The organism is Sulfurimonas gotlandica GD1 (assembly GCF_000242915.1).
Lineage (GTDB): Bacteria > Campylobacterota > Campylobacteria > Campylobacterales > Sulfurimonadaceae > Sulfurimonas > Sulfurimonas gotlandica.
Genome location: NZ_AFRZ01000001.1, coordinates 1,899,085 through 1,915,322 on the forward strand (window position 1 = coordinate 1,899,085; position 16,238 = coordinate 1,915,322).

Annotated in this window: 17 protein-coding genes; 6 read left to right on the forward strand and 11 right to left on the reverse strand. The window is 32.3% G+C overall.

From position 1 onward, the window contains the following. Positions 1–12 precede the first annotated feature (12 nt). The 7 genes from SMGD1_RS09405 to SMGD1_RS09435 form a co-directional block, all read right to left on the reverse strand. Entirely contained in the window at positions 13–1,521 is a 1,509-nt protein-coding gene (locus SMGD1_RS09405) for a hypothetical protein (protein WP_008336349.1), read from the reverse strand. Between the two features lie 47 nt (positions 1,522–1,568). Beyond that, positions 1,569–1,853 carry an HU family DNA-binding protein gene (locus SMGD1_RS09410; protein ID WP_008336023.1) on the reverse strand — a complete coding sequence of 95 codons (285 nt, stop codon included), beginning with the start codon at positions 1,851–1,853 and terminating at the stop codon, positions 1,569–1,571. A gap of 98 nt (positions 1,854–1,951) precedes the next feature. Next, positions 1,952–2,185, reverse strand: coding sequence for a hypothetical protein (locus SMGD1_RS09415; RefSeq protein WP_008336100.1), 234 nt, complete (start codon positions 2,183–2,185; stop codon positions 1,952–1,954). A 3-nt stretch (positions 2,186–2,188) separates the two neighbouring features. Continuing rightward, positions 2,189–2,431: a helix-turn-helix domain-containing protein gene (locus SMGD1_RS09420; protein ID WP_008335858.1), complete on the reverse strand. Its 243-nt coding sequence runs from the start codon at positions 2,429–2,431 to the stop codon at positions 2,189–2,191. A 219-nt stretch (positions 2,432–2,650) separates the two neighbouring features. Continuing rightward, positions 2,651–4,324, reverse strand: coding sequence for a flagellar assembly protein A (locus tag SMGD1_RS09425; RefSeq protein WP_008336505.1), 1,674 nt, complete (start codon positions 4,322–4,324; stop codon positions 2,651–2,653). Positions 4,325–4,341: 17 nt separating this feature from the next. Beyond that, positions 4,342–4,995 carry a hypothetical protein gene (locus SMGD1_RS09430; protein WP_008335268.1) on the reverse strand — a complete coding sequence of 218 codons (654 nt, stop codon included), beginning with the start codon at positions 4,993–4,995 and terminating at the stop codon, positions 4,342–4,344. A gap of 1 nt (position 4,996) precedes the next feature. Further along, the gene (locus SMGD1_RS09435) at positions 4,997–5,692 is read right to left on the reverse strand and encodes a hypothetical protein (protein ID WP_008334964.1); all 696 of its coding nucleotides are present in this window, start codon (positions 5,690–5,692) and stop codon (positions 4,997–4,999) included. A 78-nt stretch (positions 5,693–5,770) separates the two neighbouring features. Between SMGD1_RS09435 and fbaA the strand changes: the two genes are divergently transcribed. Beyond that, positions 5,771–6,850 carry a class II fructose-bisphosphate aldolase gene (fbaA, locus tag SMGD1_RS09440; protein WP_008336512.1) on the forward strand — a complete coding sequence of 360 codons (1,080 nt, stop codon included), beginning with the start codon at positions 5,771–5,773 and terminating at the stop codon, positions 6,848–6,850. A gap of 13 nt (positions 6,851–6,863) precedes the next feature. Here the strand turns inward: fbaA and SMGD1_RS09445 are convergent, their stop codons facing one another. Further along, positions 6,864–7,211, reverse strand: coding sequence for a hypothetical protein (locus tag SMGD1_RS09445; protein ID WP_008336929.1), 348 nt, complete (start codon positions 7,209–7,211; stop codon positions 6,864–6,866). Between the two features lie 56 nt (positions 7,212–7,267). Here SMGD1_RS09445 and cmoA point away from each other — a divergent pair, with 56 nt between their 5' ends. Then, on the forward strand, positions 7,268–7,975 hold the full coding sequence (cmoA, locus tag SMGD1_RS09450) for a carboxy-S-adenosyl-L-methionine synthase CmoA (RefSeq protein ID WP_008336826.1): 708 nt from the start codon (positions 7,268–7,270) through the stop codon (positions 7,973–7,975). A 111-nt stretch (positions 7,976–8,086) separates the two neighbouring features. On the opposite strand, the gene SMGD1_RS09455 is transcribed toward cmoA, so the two are convergent. Together SMGD1_RS09455 and nth are read right to left on the reverse strand one after the other, a co-directional pair. After that, a complete protein-coding gene (locus SMGD1_RS09455) occupies positions 8,087–8,326 on the reverse strand; it encodes a hypothetical protein (RefSeq protein WP_008335696.1) in 240 nt (79 codons plus the stop codon). A 32-nt stretch (positions 8,327–8,358) separates the two neighbouring features. After that, on the reverse strand, positions 8,359–9,000 hold the full coding sequence (gene nth / locus SMGD1_RS09460) for an endonuclease III (protein ID WP_008335494.1): 642 nt from the start codon (positions 8,998–9,000) through the stop codon (positions 8,359–8,361). Positions 9,001–9,060: 60 nt separating this feature from the next. On the opposite strand from nth, the gene SMGD1_RS09465 reads away from it, so the two are divergent. From SMGD1_RS09465 to SMGD1_RS09475, 3 genes are read left to right on the forward strand one after another with little or no spacing between them, the layout of a single operon-like run. Further along, on the forward strand, positions 9,061–10,998 hold the full coding sequence (locus SMGD1_RS09465) for a response regulator (RefSeq protein ID WP_008336411.1): 1,938 nt from the start codon (positions 9,061–9,063) through the stop codon (positions 10,996–10,998). Positions 10,999–11,049: 51 nt separating this feature from the next. After that, positions 11,050–11,877, forward strand: a complete 828-nt coding sequence (locus SMGD1_RS09470; protein ID WP_008336731.1) for a peptidylprolyl isomerase — start codon at positions 11,050–11,052, stop codon at positions 11,875–11,877. 6 nt (positions 11,878–11,883) lie between these two features. Then, entirely contained in the window at positions 11,884–12,738 is an 855-nt protein-coding gene (locus SMGD1_RS09475) for a 1-aminocyclopropane-1-carboxylate deaminase (RefSeq protein WP_008336871.1), read from the forward strand. A 60-nt stretch (positions 12,739–12,798) separates the two neighbouring features. Here SMGD1_RS09475 and SMGD1_RS09480 read toward each other — a convergent pair whose 3' ends face one another. Next, positions 12,799–13,476, reverse strand: a complete 678-nt coding sequence (locus SMGD1_RS09480) for a nitroreductase (protein WP_008336737.1) — start codon at positions 13,474–13,476, stop codon at positions 12,799–12,801. Positions 13,477–13,639: 163 nt separating this feature from the next. On the opposite strand from SMGD1_RS09480, the gene SMGD1_RS09485 reads away from it, so the two are divergent. After that, positions 13,640–16,219, forward strand: coding sequence for an ATP-dependent Clp protease ATP-binding subunit (locus tag SMGD1_RS09485; RefSeq protein WP_008335124.1), 2,580 nt, complete (start codon positions 13,640–13,642; stop codon positions 16,217–16,219). Positions 16,220–16,238 lie beyond the last annotated feature (19 nt).

Genomic DNA, 16,238 nt, shown 5'->3' on the forward strand with positions numbered 1-16,238 from the left:
AATGTCCGGAAATTATATCATAGTATGACTAAGTTTTTTTAAAGCCTCTACATTTTCACAATCATCTTCATAAAGAACAAAAGCTTTGTCCTCAGCTAAATTAACAGCATGTTCTACTTCATTAAGTGAGGCATCTGCTACATCCATAAGTATGATAAATTTTGAGTTCATAGAACTAATCTGAGAGTAAGAACATAAAAGTAAATTATCTAAGTCTTGGGATATTAAATTATTGGAACTATCTAATAAAACTGCTTTATCTTTTATAAAATACTCTAAGTCGTCTTTTAATTTTCTTTTACTTAAGTTGTCGCTTACTACCAATATATCCTGTGATTTATTTTCTTCTAGTAGGCTTGAAATTATCTGTAGAGCTTTAGCGTGCTGATTTGCTCGTTTAAAAACTACTTCTAACTCTTTAGTTTTAAAACTTTTATTAAATCTGAATGTTGATTCTTCATCACTGTGTTCATTTACTAAAAGAAGAGAAGATTTTTTTTGTATATGTTTTAAGTAATATATAAATTCAAAAGATAGTAGATTAGAGTCATCGCAGATTATTAAATCTGCAACATTGAAATTTTTATTCATTAGTTTGTCATCAATGTTTAGTATAACTTCTAGCTGTGGTTTATTGAGTTTAGCCAGATGCTTGTTAACTAAATCTATTGGTGTAATTATCTCTATTAAGGTGATATCCACTTCAATGATTGCATACTCAATGATGTTAAGCAGTTTTTGCTTTAGTATATCGCAGGCTAGTGTTGTTGGTTCAATTATAATGATTTTAAGTTCAGGGTTACGTAAACTTTCCAAAATAGCTTTTAAAAGAATAGAACTTGTTTTACCTGAGTATGCATTGCCGCTTAATGTTTCTTGTCCAGTAGTTGCAGACTCTATAAACCTTATCTGCTCCTGTGTTGCAATATGCATAGTTTTATCTTTTGAAAATATAAGATACTGAACAAGCAAGTTCCCTATAATATTAACTTCATCAGGCATAGGTAAAGATGGGAATGGTATTTCTTGTAATTTATGCAATATTTCTGATTCTAAAGAGTCATTAAACATGATTTTTTTATAAGGAAGCAATTCTTTAAAAGAGTTGTCTAGATGCTTATATTCATCACTGTTTAGATTTTCCATCAGCAGATAGTTGTAGATTGGCACACCATCGTGATGTGTGAGTTCATTAAACTTCTGTTTTATGAACTCATGAGTTTTTTCATAAGCAAGACTTTTATTACTTGAGTCTTGGTTTGTAGCTTTTGATACTGTTGCATTTTTAAGATCATCATATGACCACTCTTTATATTCAAACAGATAGATACCTCTAGCTGGATCTAATATAAGTAGAGGGATATAAAAGCTTTGGGTATGATGATATATTGTTATATTTTCGTAAACGCTTAGATTATTTCTTTTACTAACTTCTTTTAATTTTTTGATTAATAGTGAATCTGGAAGTTTTAGAGTTTTCTGTTTTGTTTTAAATAGAGAGAAAAATGAAGATATATTCATAAAATATAAAAAAACTCATTGCCTTGGGCGCAATGAGTTTCTAGCAATTATTTGCCAGCTGCCACGCGATCTTTTAGACCCTTACCAGCTTTAAATTTAGGAACCATTTTATCCTGAGTAGTATAAGTCTTATCTGTACCTGGAACTTTACCACTTTTGCCTTTTTGAAGGTTTGCAGCAAAACTACCAAAACCTACTAAAGAAACATCTTCTTTTTTAACTAGAGCAGCTGTCACAGCCTCAGTAAATGCTTTAATCGCAAGTTCTGCTTCAACTTTAGTTTTGTAACCACCATTTGCCTGTACTAATTCAACGAATTGAGCTTTGTTCATATATTGACCCTTAGATTCATAAAGATTTCCGAAATTATTAAGCATAAGCACCAGAAAGCCTTGTGCCTAAAATAATTCAGCTATGGATACTTTATAGTTTATTTGCTTAAATTTTTCTTCTTTTTTATGAAAAGTGTGATAAATTGCGATAATTTTGACTCTTTGAGTCCTGTTTTAGCCATTTCCAAGAACTGTGATGTGTTTAGGCTTATGTTCTTAGACAAAATTAAAGATGAAAAATCTTTTAATTTTGAATACTTATCACTATTCTTGCCAATGGACAAAAAAATATCTTCTAATCCATCTCTCTCTTGTTTAGTTAGTGTGCTCATTTACTATACCTCTTCAAGTCTATTGATTTTTCTAACAGCTCTAATAATCTCATCATCATCTAACTTTCCTAACATTTTCATAACTACTGAAGCAGCCTGAGGTTTAGCTCTGCCTAACTTCCAGTCCTGATATGTACGCATAGAAATCCCAAGTGAATCAGCCATATCTTTGAGAGATACTTTTTTCCCATTGTTTTTTGACTCTAGCGAGTTATGAAGAATATTAAATAGATCATCAATTTGCATAAAGAGAAGTATACGGATTAAATACTTAAATATACATTTAATTTAACAAAAGGTATTATATAAATATGTTTATATGCAATTGAAGATATTTAATACACAATATATAAGATTAAAAACACTATTTATATATTTATTTACACGGAAAACCGTATTCTAATTACATAGAAATATCCTCATATAGGAGGATATAAAAAAATTATTGAATTTTGATTTTTGCTTTTAAAGGAAGATGGATTTTTTAACTGGTTGTAGGGTGATTTTTTCTTCAGATATTTCTAGATAAAAAGGCTCGTAGCTCTGTGCATCAGTCTTGTAAACAATCTCTTCATCATTATCAAGAACAAAGATAATGTTATTTAGACCTTTTAGAGGTTTTTCTATAGTGATTGTGGCTCTTGAAGCAGAGTCTTTTATAGTTTGTATCTCACTTTTTAATTTTTTTATTTCATCTTGGATACTCTCAACCTCTGACTTATTATGCCTGTTAGCTTCCTCAAGAGAAAATTTTAACTCTTCAATATCTTCATTTATAAGATCTATTTTAGAACATAAAATAGGAATATTTTTATAGTTGATTTTAAAAATGTTATCCTCACCACTTACAAGTTTTATGCTTATAGATTCAGAGGCATAAACTTTTAAGTTGCTTTTTACATGTCCTATCTTTACATTCTGAGCATATATTACTCCACCAAGAGAGGCTTCAATCTCAACATTAGTTGCATGGACAATTCCACCTTCTAAAAGCGCTATCTTGGCATCGTGGCATCTCAGAGTTCCTTTATGTCTATTTATCTTAGCAACCCTTGCAAATTGTAATGAATCCTTGTGAGTAGCTCCATCTATCTGCATGTTTACAGCTTCCAATATACTGTTGGCACCTATGTGACCATTTACGTGTATGGTTTCACTTGTAAGTTCAACACCTTCTCCAATACTGTCTTTTGTAGTGTCATTTTGAGAGATGTGTACTTCTATATTATTTGCTTCTTCTTTTGCAAGAGAATCTTGTACTCTTGATAATTTTGACATTCTTACTTTATTATCAATACTAAGCAGTGTTTCACTAAAGTGAACAAAACCTTTTACTCTACTTTTATATAATTTTTTATCATCACTCTCTTCAATGTAGATACTTTTGTCATCTACTGGTGTTTGAAGATCGTCTGCATTATGCAGGTAGTCTTTGTCTATCTGTTTGCCATGAGAGTTGAATCCGCTCTTTCCATATACTGGTTTTTTAAACTCTACAAGCACTTCATCTTTTTCAACTTCTATTATCTGATGTTTCTGCTCTGATTCTTTGTGTTTAAACCAAAGTATTAGTTTACCAGCTCTAGTTATTTGAGGTTCTATCCCTTCAAAGAGAGGAATTCTTATTTTCTTTATAAACTTACCTTCATATAAGTATTTTGTAAAAGCTTTTAGATTTTTCATCATTTTTTCATCATATATATTGATTAGAATTCCATTTTTAGCTTTTATCTTATTTATCTCTTTAAGTAGAAGTTTAAAAGTCTCTATAGGCTTATGGGTTTTATATAAAATATGTGAATCTGGGTGTAAAACAAGTTTTGGCATACATTCGTGCTCGTCAAGTTCCAAAGTGTAGTTCAGCTTCATCTCTATCTCTTTTGTCTGAATGGCCACAATAGTATAGAGCTGTTGGAATTCTACACGTTGATTTAGAAGGTTTTTTTCATCTTTATAATGTTCATTTATATTTTCATTAAAAAGTCTGAAATCATCATCGAAGCTTGTTTTAATATATGTAGCAACATTTTGTATATTAAAATCACATTCATTAAGAGGTATAAAATTATCAGATGCGAATGTTGTCATCGAGTTTTTAATATTTTTTGTTTTTATTATTGTATTTTGTATTTCACTCATGAAGTTACCTTGTTATATTAATACGAAAGAAGATCACTATAGTCATACTTTGAAAAGTCTAGGTATAGCTTGCCATCTTTCTGAACTACTCTAATATCATTATCATAAACGGAAAGAAATCTTCTTTTGATTACTTTTCTTTGATAAGATCTCAAGTTTAATGTTTTAAGATACTCTTTTAGTTCAACAATACCTGGTTCAGTCTCTGGAATTTCTTCTTCTTTTTCTAAAGTCTCAACTTCATGAATAGTCTGGTCCTGATGCTCAAGCATCATTTTTGTATTTACAAGTTCTAAAATATTTTTTAATTGCTCATCTTTTTTACTATATAACTGCTCAATTTTATCACGTTCATCACGAAGCATCTGCTCTTTGTCATCTATTAACTTGTCTATTTTGTTCTCAAGCTGCATGATTTTTTCTTTGAGTTGAGTGTTTTCTCTTTGGTAAAGTGCTATAACGGTTGCAACAGTTGTTTTTGGTTTAGTTAAGGCTCTTTTTTCTTGAACAGGTTCACTTTTTTCTTCTTTTTGCACTGGAATATCATCAACTTGAATGTATGTCACAGAGTCATCTATAATATAGTTTAGTTTTTTTGCTCTTAGTTTTGAGTTTATCATCTCTTTTGACATTTTAAATTGTTTTGAATATTCGTCTATCGTTAGTTGCATTTCATGTCCTTGTAAGCATAGAATTAAAATTTGTATTTGGCGGGTTAATTATACCAGCCTTTCGTAGCCACACTAAGCGACCCTCTTTTTTATTGCCGTGTTTATCTTCAAAAGTGTATGGAGATGAATATTTAAATTCTCTCTCAATTAATAGTGCATTAAAATTTTTATATCTGTCTAAAAAAGCTTTTAAACTTTCATAAGCAGTATCTGAAACCATTATAGTAGAGATTTTATAATCTTTTATCTCCAAATATCTAGCACAGTCATTTAATCCATCACCTATATAGTTTTTATTTCCAAGTATATCTGTAAATTCATAGATTTTACCTGTATGTACCGCAATTCTAAGGCCTTCAAAATATGAATATTTTGATGATATTTGCTCAGAAAAATAGTTAAAACTTAGACCTAAGATAATTCCATAACCCTTTAGTTTAGGGTTTAAAATACAGTAAAAGCCATCACCGGTAGAGATATAGCCAAGTATAAGATTCTTAAGCGACATGTTTGAATTTTCTAACATCTTTTCTATCATCTTGGTGTAGCTTTTAGTTAAAAAGTTAATAATCTCTAACTGATGCTTTGCATCTAATTTAGAAAAATTGATGATATCAATGAGAACGATATCTGTTATCCACTCATTATTACTTTTAATAGGCATAGCAAACTCTATGTTTTTTAACCATTTTAACATAAAAAGTTTACAAAAAAAGTTATTTCAAATAAAGCTTATAATATAATCACAAATATAATAAAAAAAGTAGGAAGCGTAATGAGCAAAGGCATATTAGATATTGTAAAACCGGGTGTCCTTTTTGGAGATGACGTGCAAAAAGTTTACAACATGGCAAAGGAGGTAGGGTTTGCTATTCCTGCTGTAAATGTTGTATCAAATGATTCTATCAATGCTGTGTTAGAAGCAGCAGCAAAAGTTAAATCTCCTGTGATTATTCAATTTAGTAATGGCGGTGCATCTTATTTTGCTGGTAAAGGTTTAAGCAATGAGAATGAAAAAGCTGCGATTGTAGGCGCAGTAGCTGGTGCTAAATATGTTCATTTGATGGCGGAAGCTTACGGCATTCCTGTAATACTTCATACTGATCATGCTGCTAAAAAACTTCTTCCTTGGATAGATGCTCTTCTAGATGCTGGAGAGAAACATTTTAAGCATACTGGCCGTGCACTTTACTCTTCACATATGTTAGATTTATCAGAAGAACCTTTAGAAGAGAATATTTCAATTTGTAAATCATACTTAGAGCGAATGAGTAAGATTGGAATGAGTATTGAAATAGAGCTTGGTGTAACTGGTGGAGAAGAAGATGGTGTTGATAATACTAACATCGACAATGCTCTTCTGTATACTCAACCTGAGGAAGTTGCATATGCATATGAAGAGTTAAGTAAAGTGTCACCTGACTTTACAATTGCAGCTTCATTTGGAAATGTTCATGGTGTTTATAAGCCGGGTAATGTTCAACTAACTCCAACTATTTTAGATAACTCACAAAAATATATTCAAGATAAGTTTGGAACATCTGCTAAACCTGTAAATTTTGTTTTTCATGGTGGCTCAGGTTCAGCTCCTTCAGAAATCACTGAAGCTATCGAATATGGTGTTATCAAAATGAACATAGATACTGACACTCAGTGGGCTACTTGGCTTGGTACAAAGCAATATGTTGAAAAATACAATGAGTACCTACAAGGTCAGATAGGTAACCCAGAAGGTGAAGATAAGCCAAATAAAAAATATTATGATCCTAGAAAATGGTTAAGAGCAGGACAAGAAACTTTAGTAGCTAGAGTCGAAGAAGCATTTGCCGATTTAAATGCATTGAATAAAAACTAATATTTAAAGGCTCTTAAGCCTTTAAATCATGGTAAATATCTTTAATAGAGCTAGTATGAGAGTTTTCTAAATGATAGTAGTTTAATAGTTGGTTTAGTTTGTTTTGATTAAACCTCCAAAATCTTTCTTTATTGAATGTATCATCATCTTGTACTTTCATAAAAAGCTCACTGTGGCTTAATTCTCCATCACTTTCTTTTATTACTTTAAGAATTACTTTTAAAAGATCTTCTTGTGACTCTTTTGTAGTGTCATCATCTGCTAATGGTTTATTTGGCAAAAAAACATAAATTTTCCAGATACTAACTACTAATAATATTATAAAAAATATCAGCATCCACGTCGAAGTGTTTATTTCCATACGATTCTCTCATTATTTATTTTTTGAATTATAAACATTTTAGCTAAAATACGATTATGAATGATAAAGTATTTACAAAACCAATAGAAAAACAGTTTGAGTTTAATGAAGAAGTAGCAGTAGTTTTTGATGATATGCTAAACCGCAGTGTGCCTTTTTATAAAGAGTCTCAAAAGATTACAGAGTTCTTTGCACTAAAGCAGCTTAAAGATGGCGGACTTATTTATGACTTGGGCTGTTCAACTGCATCTCTGCTTATAAGCATCTCAAAGCAGTTAAAAATAGAAGCAATTTTAATCGGACTTGATAATTCAGATGCAATGTTAGAGCAAGCTAGAAAAAAATGTCAAGCACTTGGGGCTACAATAGATCTTCAAAATGCAGATATATTAGAATATGATTATAAGCAAGCAGATGTCTTTGTAAGTAACTATACGCTGCAGTTTATTCGTCCTCTAGTTCGTGAAGAGCTAGTAAAAAAGATAGCAGATTCTCTTAAAAAAGAAGGTATCTTTATTTTTAGTGAAAAAGTAATTTCACACCATTCAAAATTAAATAAAGATCTTATAGAGTGTTATTATGATTTTAAAAAAGAGCAGGGTTACTCAGAATATGAGATCATGCAAAAAAGAGAAGCTTTAGAAAATGTTTTAGTTCCATATAGTGAAGATGAAAATATTAAGATGGCTAAAAACTGTGGTTTTTCACACTGTGAAGTAGTATTTCGCTGGGCAAACTTCGCCACATTTATTGCTATAAAGTAAACTTGTTTCATATTTCGTCGTTAGTTGATTTCAATTGGCATTAGCCAATCCTCAATCAACTGCCTAGAACTATTTTACAATTTTAATTTCTAGCAACAAATGGCACTTCCTTTACCAGACATTACCTTTTGGCTTAGGTTTATTACCTGTCCATGTATCAATAACTTTTCCACCGGCTTCACCTATCTCTTTGTATGTAACTATATCGTCTTCTCCACACTCTTTATGGTAGTAACCTTGCAGGTCGTAGTATTCTTTACAGTCGCTATAGTATTTTGCAGATATTCCGTGCTTATTTACGCATCCGCTAAAAAAAAGTGTTGCTAAAATTAGTAATGTTATTTTAATCATGTCTAGATGCAAGCATTTGTTATACCAAGTTACTAAACTTTGAAAGTATCAGTTGTCTTACAATACTCAGTTAAAAAACACTCATCACATTTTGGATTTTTTGCCGTGCAAATATAACGGCCAAACAAAACCATTCCCTGATGAAGAGCATGAAGGTTATTTTTAAACTTTTTAACGAGTGTTGCTTCTGTCTTTAACGCAGTTTTATCATCACTTAGACCTAGTCTATGAGAAACTCTAAAAACGTGAGTATCAACGGCCATAAGGTTTGCTCCAGTATATTCTATCATTACAACATTAGCTGTTTTTTGTCCTACACCGCCAAGAGTTATTAAATCTTTTTCTCTCATAGGAATCTCTCCTTCATAAACATCTACAACTCTTCGCGCCATTGCAATAATATTTTTAGCTTTATTATTAAAGAATGAGCAACTGTTTATTAGTCCCTTTACATCATCTATGTTTGCATCTGCCAACTCTTTTGGGCTAGGATAGATCTCAAATAGCTTTGGCGTTATAATATTTACTCTTTTATCGGTGCATTGTGCTGACAGTGCAACAGCTACAACAAGCTCATAAGCATTCTTATATTCAAGCTCGGTTACAGCGTCACTGTACCTTTGGATAAACAGTTCGTGAATTTCTAAAATCTCTTTTTTAGTTGCTTTTTTCATAATGACATTTTATCAAAGTTATATGATATAATCAAAATAACAATTTTAGAGGTATGCGATATGGGGATATTTTCATTTTTTAAAAATACAAAACAAGAGTCAGAAGAGAAGTACCACTACAGTGACTATTTTACAAAAGAATTGATTTGGGATATAGTTGATTCCAACAGCTCAATGATGCTATTTTTTACAAAAAAAGATGGATGGATAGGGGCTAATAAGCTTTTTTTTAGAACATTTGGTTTTAAAAATATCGAAGAATTCCGTGGTAAATATGAAAGCGTAAGAGAGCTTTTTTTAAATGAAAGTGAAGAGATATTTACTGAAGATGATAAAAGTTGGCTTGATTACATAAAAAAATATAAACAAGATGGTTACCACATAACTGTCTCAACATATAATGATGAGATGCAAACTATAAATGCTAAGTGTCACTCCGTACCAAGAATGAAGGGTTTTTATATATTAGAGCTAGAAGATATTACTAAACTTCATCAAGCAGAGTTAAAAATTAAAGAAGTTGAAAATTTAAAATCCAAATTCCTATCAAATATTGGGCATGAATTTAGAACTCCAATGAATGGAATACTAGGCTTTATAGAGCTACTTCAGCAGACAAATTTGGATAAGAATCAGAGTGAATATCTTCAAATGATCAATCGTTCTTCAAAAAGTCTAATGTCAAATATAGAGACTTTACTAGACTTGTCTCAGATGCAAGGCGGCAGACTAAAACTAAATCCATCACTTTTTTCAATATCTCAAGAAATGGAGAAGATCGCCTATAACTACGGCGTTGTCGGAAGAGATAAAGGGGTAAGTGTTTTTTCATTTATAGATCCCAAGCTTCCAAGTGAAATAAATGCAGATTTTAGAAAAATTAAACAGGTAATGAACTCCCTTATTCAAAATGCTATAAAATTCACGCCAAGGGGCGGTAGAATAGTTGTAGAAGTTAAACTACTAAAAAAACAGATAAATGGTGATTGCAGTGTAAGTTTTAGTGTTAAAGATAATGGTAAAGGCATTGCTAATGAACAAATAGCAATGATTACAGAGCCATTTATCGCAGGTAGTCAAGCGGATGAAAGACTAGGTGTTGGACTTAGTCTTTCTCATGGTCTTGTAAGTTTGCTTGGTTCAGAGTTGAAGATTCAAAGTGAAGAGGGTTATGGAAGTTACTTTAACTTCACCATTAATTTTAAAGCTTCAAAAGGACAATCATATAAAATGATGCCTAAAAGAAAAGTCAAGGTATTACTTCTTGACCCATCTAGAGTCGATGAAGCAAACTTTTTAACTATATATCTGCGCTCTTTTGCTATTGATGTTGTTAAATCAAACACATTAGATGCTACTATTTATAATGGGGTTGAGACTCTCTATATAATAGCCGATCAAAAAGACTCTTCATGGATGCTAAAACTTGGCACTTACTCTAAAAAAATTCCTGTAATTCTTCTTATTGATGAGAGTGAAAAACTTCAAACAAAACTTACTCACATAGTTGATGGTGTATTTAGAAAACCACTTCTTCCTAGTTTGGTAGCGAAACAGCTAAATGAGATATACAGCAAAGATTTAGAAATAAAACAAGAAGAAAAACATGGACTAAGAGAACATTTGTCTGCATTGGTTGTTGAGGATAATCTAATCAATCAAAGACTTATACAGATACTTCTCCAAGAGTACAGAATAATCGTATCAACTGCTTTAAATGGTAATGAGGCTGTAAGTATGTGTGAGAAAAATAGGTATGACATTGTTTTTATGGATATAGATATGCCTGAAAAAAATGGAATAATAGCGACAAAAGAGATAAAAGAGAAAATCAACTTAAATGGTAAAACACCAATCGTAGCTTTAACTGCAATGGCTATGCAGGGAGATAAAGAAATGCTTTTAAGTGAAGGTCTTGATGACTACATGTCTAAGCCTTTAACACGAGAAAAACTTGAAAATGTATTGGATAAATATCTCAAAGTGACTTCTGTTTAATAATGGTTAGTATAAAAGCACTAAAATTTTTGAATTAAAAAAGGAATATATATGATGAAAATGACTAAAATCGTTGCTACACTTCTATTGACAAGCACACTAGTTAGTGCTACAACACTAATAACGGTGAATGGTACACAAATTACTCAACAAGATGTTGATACGGCACTTATGAATGCAACACAAGGCAGATTCAATCAAGTTCCAGCTGAAAAGCAAGCAGAATTTAGAAAACAAGTTCTTGAACAACTAATAGCTAAAGAGCTAGTTTTTGGAGATGCTCAAAAAACTGGTGTCTTAAACTCTAAAGATTTCAAAGATGAGTTTGTACAAGTTCAAGAAAGAGTGAAAAAAGAGTTAGCTATTCAAGTTTGGCAAAAACAACAACTTGATAAAGTTGAAGTTTCAGACAAAGAATTGAAAAACTATTATGATAAGAACAAAGATGAGTTTAATGAAAAAGAGACTGTACATGCTCGTCACATTCTTGTAAAAACAGAAGAAGAAGCAAAAAATATTGTTAAAAGTTTAAAATCTTTAAAAGGCGAAGCTCTTAAAGCTAAGTTCATAGAAGAAGCAAAAGCAAAATCTACAGGACCTAGTGGACCAAAAGGTGGAGATCTAGGTTACTTCGCTCAAGGTCAGATGGTTCCAGAGTTTAATGACAAAGTATTTGGCATGAAAGTTGGAACTGTATCAGAGCCAGTTAAAACTCAGTTTGGATATCACGTAATTTACTTAGAAGACAAAAAAGCTAAAAAGACACTAGCATTTACTGAAGTTAAATCTTTTATCGAACAGAGACTAAAAATGGAAAAATTTAAAGTTGTAATGCAAGATAAGATGTTAGAACTTAAAAACAAAGCAACAATCAAATAAATATATATGAATAACTCTCCTATCTCTAAGATCTCATTAGAGGGGAGAGACTTTTATGTTAAAAGAGATGATTTAATAGATCCTTTTTTAGCAGGAAATAAATACAGAAAACTCTATACACTTCTAAAAACTCCCTCAAATAAACTTCATAAAATAATCTCTTACGGTGGAACGCAATCTAATGCTATGCTCGCAATTGCAGCAATGTGTAAAAGTAAAGGCTGGGAGTTTGATTACTACACCAAACCTTTAAGTCAAACGCAAAAGAGTTTTTCTCATGGAAACTATTTTCATTCCATAAACCTTGGCATGAATCATATAGAAATAGCTGAAGTACTATATAAAGATTTTATCGCTTCAATATCTATAACAGTAGATGCTACAACATTCATAATAGATCAGGGTGGAGCAGTTGAAGAAGCAAAAAAAGGCTTGGAAGTTTTAGCACAGGAAATAAGAGAAGCTAATTTGGAGATTAAATCTCTGGCAACTCCATCTGGAACAGGGACAACAGCTCTTTTTTTAGCTTTGTCGCTTCCAGAGTTTAAAGTTTATACTACACCTTGTGTTGGAAATACTGAGTATTTGAGAGAACAGATGCAAGCTTTACATGAATTACCAGATAATTTAGTAATACTAGAACCTTTAAAAAAGCATCATTTTGCAAAGCCTTATCCAGAGTTTTTAGATATATACAAAAAACTTTTAGAGGCAGGGGTAGAATTTGATCTGCTTTATGCACCTGGAATGTGGGAAGCTCTTTTAAATCAAACAAATGAAGAGATTTTGTATATACATAGTGGCGGAGTAAGTGGAAATGAGAGTATGCTCAAAAGATATGAGCAAAAGGGTTTCTATTGATTTGTTCGTAAAAGGAGCAAGTCCCTTTCACTTCGCTTGAGGCGTTAAGCCTACTAAAGATTAAATAAAAGTGACATTATCCTCTAAAGATACTCTAGTTGGCTGATAAGCGTTTATCTTAGCGTCTTCATCAGCATAACCTAAAACAACACTATATAAAAGTGCCAGATTATCTGGAGTGTTTAAAACCTCTGCAACAACTTTACCAAACTCAGTTGTTGAGCCTTGAGGGCATGTGTCAAGTTCAAACTCTTTAGCAGCAAGCATGATACTTTGCATATATGCACCACAATCTATTAGCGCACCTTGAGCATTATCTATTAAAGCTTTATCAGTAAATACAAAAAATACTGTTGAAGCACCAAACCATCTAAAGTTATCATGCCACATCTCAGTTCTTTTTTTTATATCTTTTCTATCTACTTCCATAAGAGTATAGAGACCAACACCGGTTTCGATGCGACGTTTCTTGTATGGATTTGTCCACTTTACTGGATAATACTGTATAAACTGATCATGTTCAACACCGGAGTTCATCTTTTGAATAATGGAATCACCAATATTTTCTAGTACTTCTTTGTTGCTAATAGCATAAACAATCCAAGGCTGCATATTGGCACCACTCGGCGTCATGCTAGCAGCTCTTAAAATTTTTTCTTGAATCTCTTTTGAGACTGGCTTTGGAAGATATGATCTTTTTGAAGAGCGATTTGTGATAGCTTCTAAGATTGTTGGCAAATTAAGTCCTTAGTGAAATATAATGCTAAAGTTTTAATGATTATATTATAAATTAACTAAATTTAGATATAAAGCTACTCCTGATGATGATTAACTAAGATGACTTGACATGCATACACTCAACTTGCTATAATAACTACATATAAATATAAAGGAATTTGAGATGAATAATAATATTTTTGAAAAATTAACACATAACATGACGGAAGCTATAGAGTCTTCTATATCGTTAGCACTACATAATAAAAATCAAGAGGTTGGAAGTATACATTTTTTGTGGGCTTTACTTACAAACTCTAATTCAGTACTCAATCAGATGTTTAATAAAATGAACATTGATAAAGTGGCAATCGAGCTAGATGTTAAAAGTTTAAGCGAGAAGCTTCCAAAATCTTCAACAGTATCAAAGGAGAATATAAAATTATCAAGAGATTTTGTTCATACATTGGAAAATGGTGCTGGACTTATGACAAAGAACGGGGATTCTTTTTTAGCAGTAGACACTTATATATTGGCAAATTTAAAAGACGAGCCGTACTCTAGTATATTGAAAAAATACATCGATGTATTGGAGTTAGCTAAAAATTTAGAAGCAGCTCGTGCGGGGGCAAAAATACAAACGCAGAGTTCTGATGAGACCTTAGAATCTTTAGATAAATATGGTATAGATTTGACTGCAGAGGCAAGGGAAGGTAAGCTTTCACCAGTAATTGGACGCGATGAAGAGATTACTAGGATGATGCAAATATTAATCCGTAAAACAAAAAACAACCCTATGCTTTTAGGTGAACCAGGAGTTGGTAAAACAGCTTTAGTTGAAGGATTGGCACAACGTATTAGCGATAATAAAGTTCCTACTTCACTTAAAAATAAAAGATTAGTCGCACTTGATATGAGTGCATTAATTGCAGGGGCTAAATACAGAGGTGAGTTTGAAGATAGACTAAAAGCTGTAATAGATGAAGTAAAGAAGAGTGGAAATATTATTTTATTTATAGATGAGATTCATACTATTGTTGGAGCAGGGGCAAGTGAGGGCAGTATGGATGCCGCAAATATATTAAAGCCGGCATTAGCACGTGGAGAACTTCACACAATTGGTGCTACAACTTTAAAAGAGTATAGAAAATACTTTGAAAAAGATATGGCACTTCAAAGAAGATTTTTACCTATTAATCTTGATGAGCCAACTGTAAACCAATCACTTCAGATTTTACGTGGAATAAAAGGGCGTTTGGAGACACACCATAATGTGACGATTACAGACAGTGCACTTGTCGCAGCAGCAAAATTATCAGATAGATATATCGCAGATAGATTCTTGCCGGATAAAGCTATAGACCTTATAGATGAAGCAGCAGCGGAGCTTAAGATGCAGATAGAGTCAGAGCCAAATGTACTTGGTTCGGCAAAAAGAAAAAGCTCAGAACTCCAAGTTGAAAAAGAAGCTCTTAAGATGGAAAAAACTCCTGCTAATGAGAAAAGACTTGGGGAGATTGAAAAAGAGTTAGCTAATGTAGAAGAAGAAGTTAGAAGCTTAGAAGCACAGTTTGCTTCAGAAAAAGAGGTGTTTGAGAGAATCTCAGGCATCAAAAATGATATTGAGAAAAAGAGAAAAGAGGCACATGCCGCTAAGTCAAACTCAGAGTTTAATCGTGCCGCAGAGATAGAATATGGTGAAATACCGGCTCTTTTAGAAGAAGAGAAAAGTATAAATGCCAACTGGGAAAAACTACAACTTGCAGGAACACTTCTGAAAAATAGTGTTGATGAAGAAGCGATAGCATCTATCGTATCTAGATGGACAAATATTCCTGTAACTAAAATGCTTCAAGGTGATAAGGACAAGATTTTAAATGTAGAAGCGGAACTTAACCGTGATGTAATTGGACAGGCAAAAGCTACTCATGCAGTATCTCGTGCTATAAAAAGAAACAAAGCAGGACTGTCAGATGCCAACACTCCTATCGGTAGTTTTCTGTTTTTAGGGCCTACCGGTGTTGGTAAGACACAAACGGCTAAAACATTAGCTAAGTTTTTGTTTGACAGTGAAGATTCGATGATTCGTATAGATATGAGTGAGTATATGGAGAAACATGCTGTGTCACGTTTGGTCGGTGCAGCTCCGGGATATGTTGGTTATGAAGAGGGCGGACAACTTACAGAAGCAGTTAGAAGAAAACCATATAGTGTAATACTTTTTGACGAAGTTGAAAAAGCACATCCAGATGTTTTTAATATTTTACTTCAAGTTTTAGATGATGGAAGGCTAACGGATAACAAAGGTGTTACAGTTGATTTTAGTAATACTATTATTATCTTAACTTCAAACATAGCTAGTGATAAAATTATAAATAATCCTGCATCTGATGAGCTTGATAATATGGTCTTAAGTGAGTTAAAGCAGGCATTTAAACCTGAATTTTTAAATAGACTAGATGATATAGTTATATTTAATGCTCTTGGTCGTGAACAGATTATAGATATTGTAGATATCTTCTTTAGTGATATTAGCAGAAAAGTTGAGCAAAGAGACATAGAGCTTACTCTTAGTGATAGTGCTAAAGCTTACATAGCAGAGGCAGGGTTTGACCCAGTTTATGGTGCTAGACCACTTAAGCGTGCTCTATATGAAATAGTAGAAGATAGATTAGCTGAGTTGATTCTTGAGGGTAAAGTTATGGAAGGCTCAAAAGTTTTATTTGATATCGAAAACGGTGAAATAAAAGTAAGTGTGAAGTAAATAAAACAGAGGTTATAAT

What these genes read in the sequence shown, in the direction of transcription:
- SMGD1_RS09405 (WP_008336349.1), bottom strand. Translation starts at nt 1,521, where the DNA reads ATGAATATATCTTCATTTTTCTCTCTATTTAAAACAAAACAGAAAACT.
- SMGD1_RS09410 (WP_008336023.1), bottom strand. Translation starts at nt 1,853, where the DNA reads ATGAACAAAGCTCAATTCGTTGAATTAGTACAGGCAAATGGTGGTTAC.
- SMGD1_RS09415 (WP_008336100.1), bottom strand. Translation starts at nt 2,185, where the DNA reads ATGAGCACACTAACTAAACAAGAGAGAGATGGATTAGAAGATATTTTT.
- SMGD1_RS09420 (WP_008335858.1), bottom strand. Translation starts at nt 2,431, where the DNA reads ATGCAAATTGATGATCTATTTAATATTCTTCATAACTCGCTAGAGTCA.
- SMGD1_RS09425 (WP_008336505.1), bottom strand. Translation starts at nt 4,324, where the DNA reads ATGAGTGAAATACAAAATACAATAATAAAAACAAAAAATATTAAAAAC.
- SMGD1_RS09430 (WP_008335268.1), bottom strand. Translation starts at nt 4,995, where the DNA reads ATGCAACTAACGATAGACGAATATTCAAAACAATTTAAAATGTCAAAA.
- SMGD1_RS09435 (WP_008334964.1), bottom strand. Translation starts at nt 5,692, where the DNA reads ATGTTAAAATGGTTAAAAAACATAGAGTTTGCTATGCCTATTAAAAGT.
- fbaA (WP_008336512.1), top strand. Translation starts at nt 5,771, where the DNA reads ATGAGCAAAGGCATATTAGATATTGTAAAACCGGGTGTCCTTTTTGGA.
- SMGD1_RS09445 (WP_008336929.1), bottom strand. Translation starts at nt 7,211, where the DNA reads ATGGAAATAAACACTTCGACGTGGATGCTGATATTTTTTATAATATTA.
- cmoA (WP_008336826.1), top strand. Translation starts at nt 7,268, where the DNA reads ATGAATGATAAAGTATTTACAAAACCAATAGAAAAACAGTTTGAGTTT.
- SMGD1_RS09455 (WP_008335696.1), bottom strand. Translation starts at nt 8,326, where the DNA reads ATGATTAAAATAACATTACTAATTTTAGCAACACTTTTTTTTAGCGGA.
- nth (WP_008335494.1), bottom strand. Translation starts at nt 9,000, where the DNA reads ATGAAAAAAGCAACTAAAAAAGAGATTTTAGAAATTCACGAACTGTTT.
- SMGD1_RS09465 (WP_008336411.1), top strand. Translation starts at nt 9,061, where the DNA reads ATGGGGATATTTTCATTTTTTAAAAATACAAAACAAGAGTCAGAAGAG.
- SMGD1_RS09470 (WP_008336731.1), top strand. Translation starts at nt 11,050, where the DNA reads ATGATGAAAATGACTAAAATCGTTGCTACACTTCTATTGACAAGCACA.
- SMGD1_RS09475 (WP_008336871.1), top strand. Translation starts at nt 11,884, where the DNA reads ATGAATAACTCTCCTATCTCTAAGATCTCATTAGAGGGGAGAGACTTT.
- SMGD1_RS09485 (WP_008335124.1), top strand. Translation starts at nt 13,640, where the DNA reads ATGAATAATAATATTTTTGAAAAATTAACACATAACATGACGGAAGCT.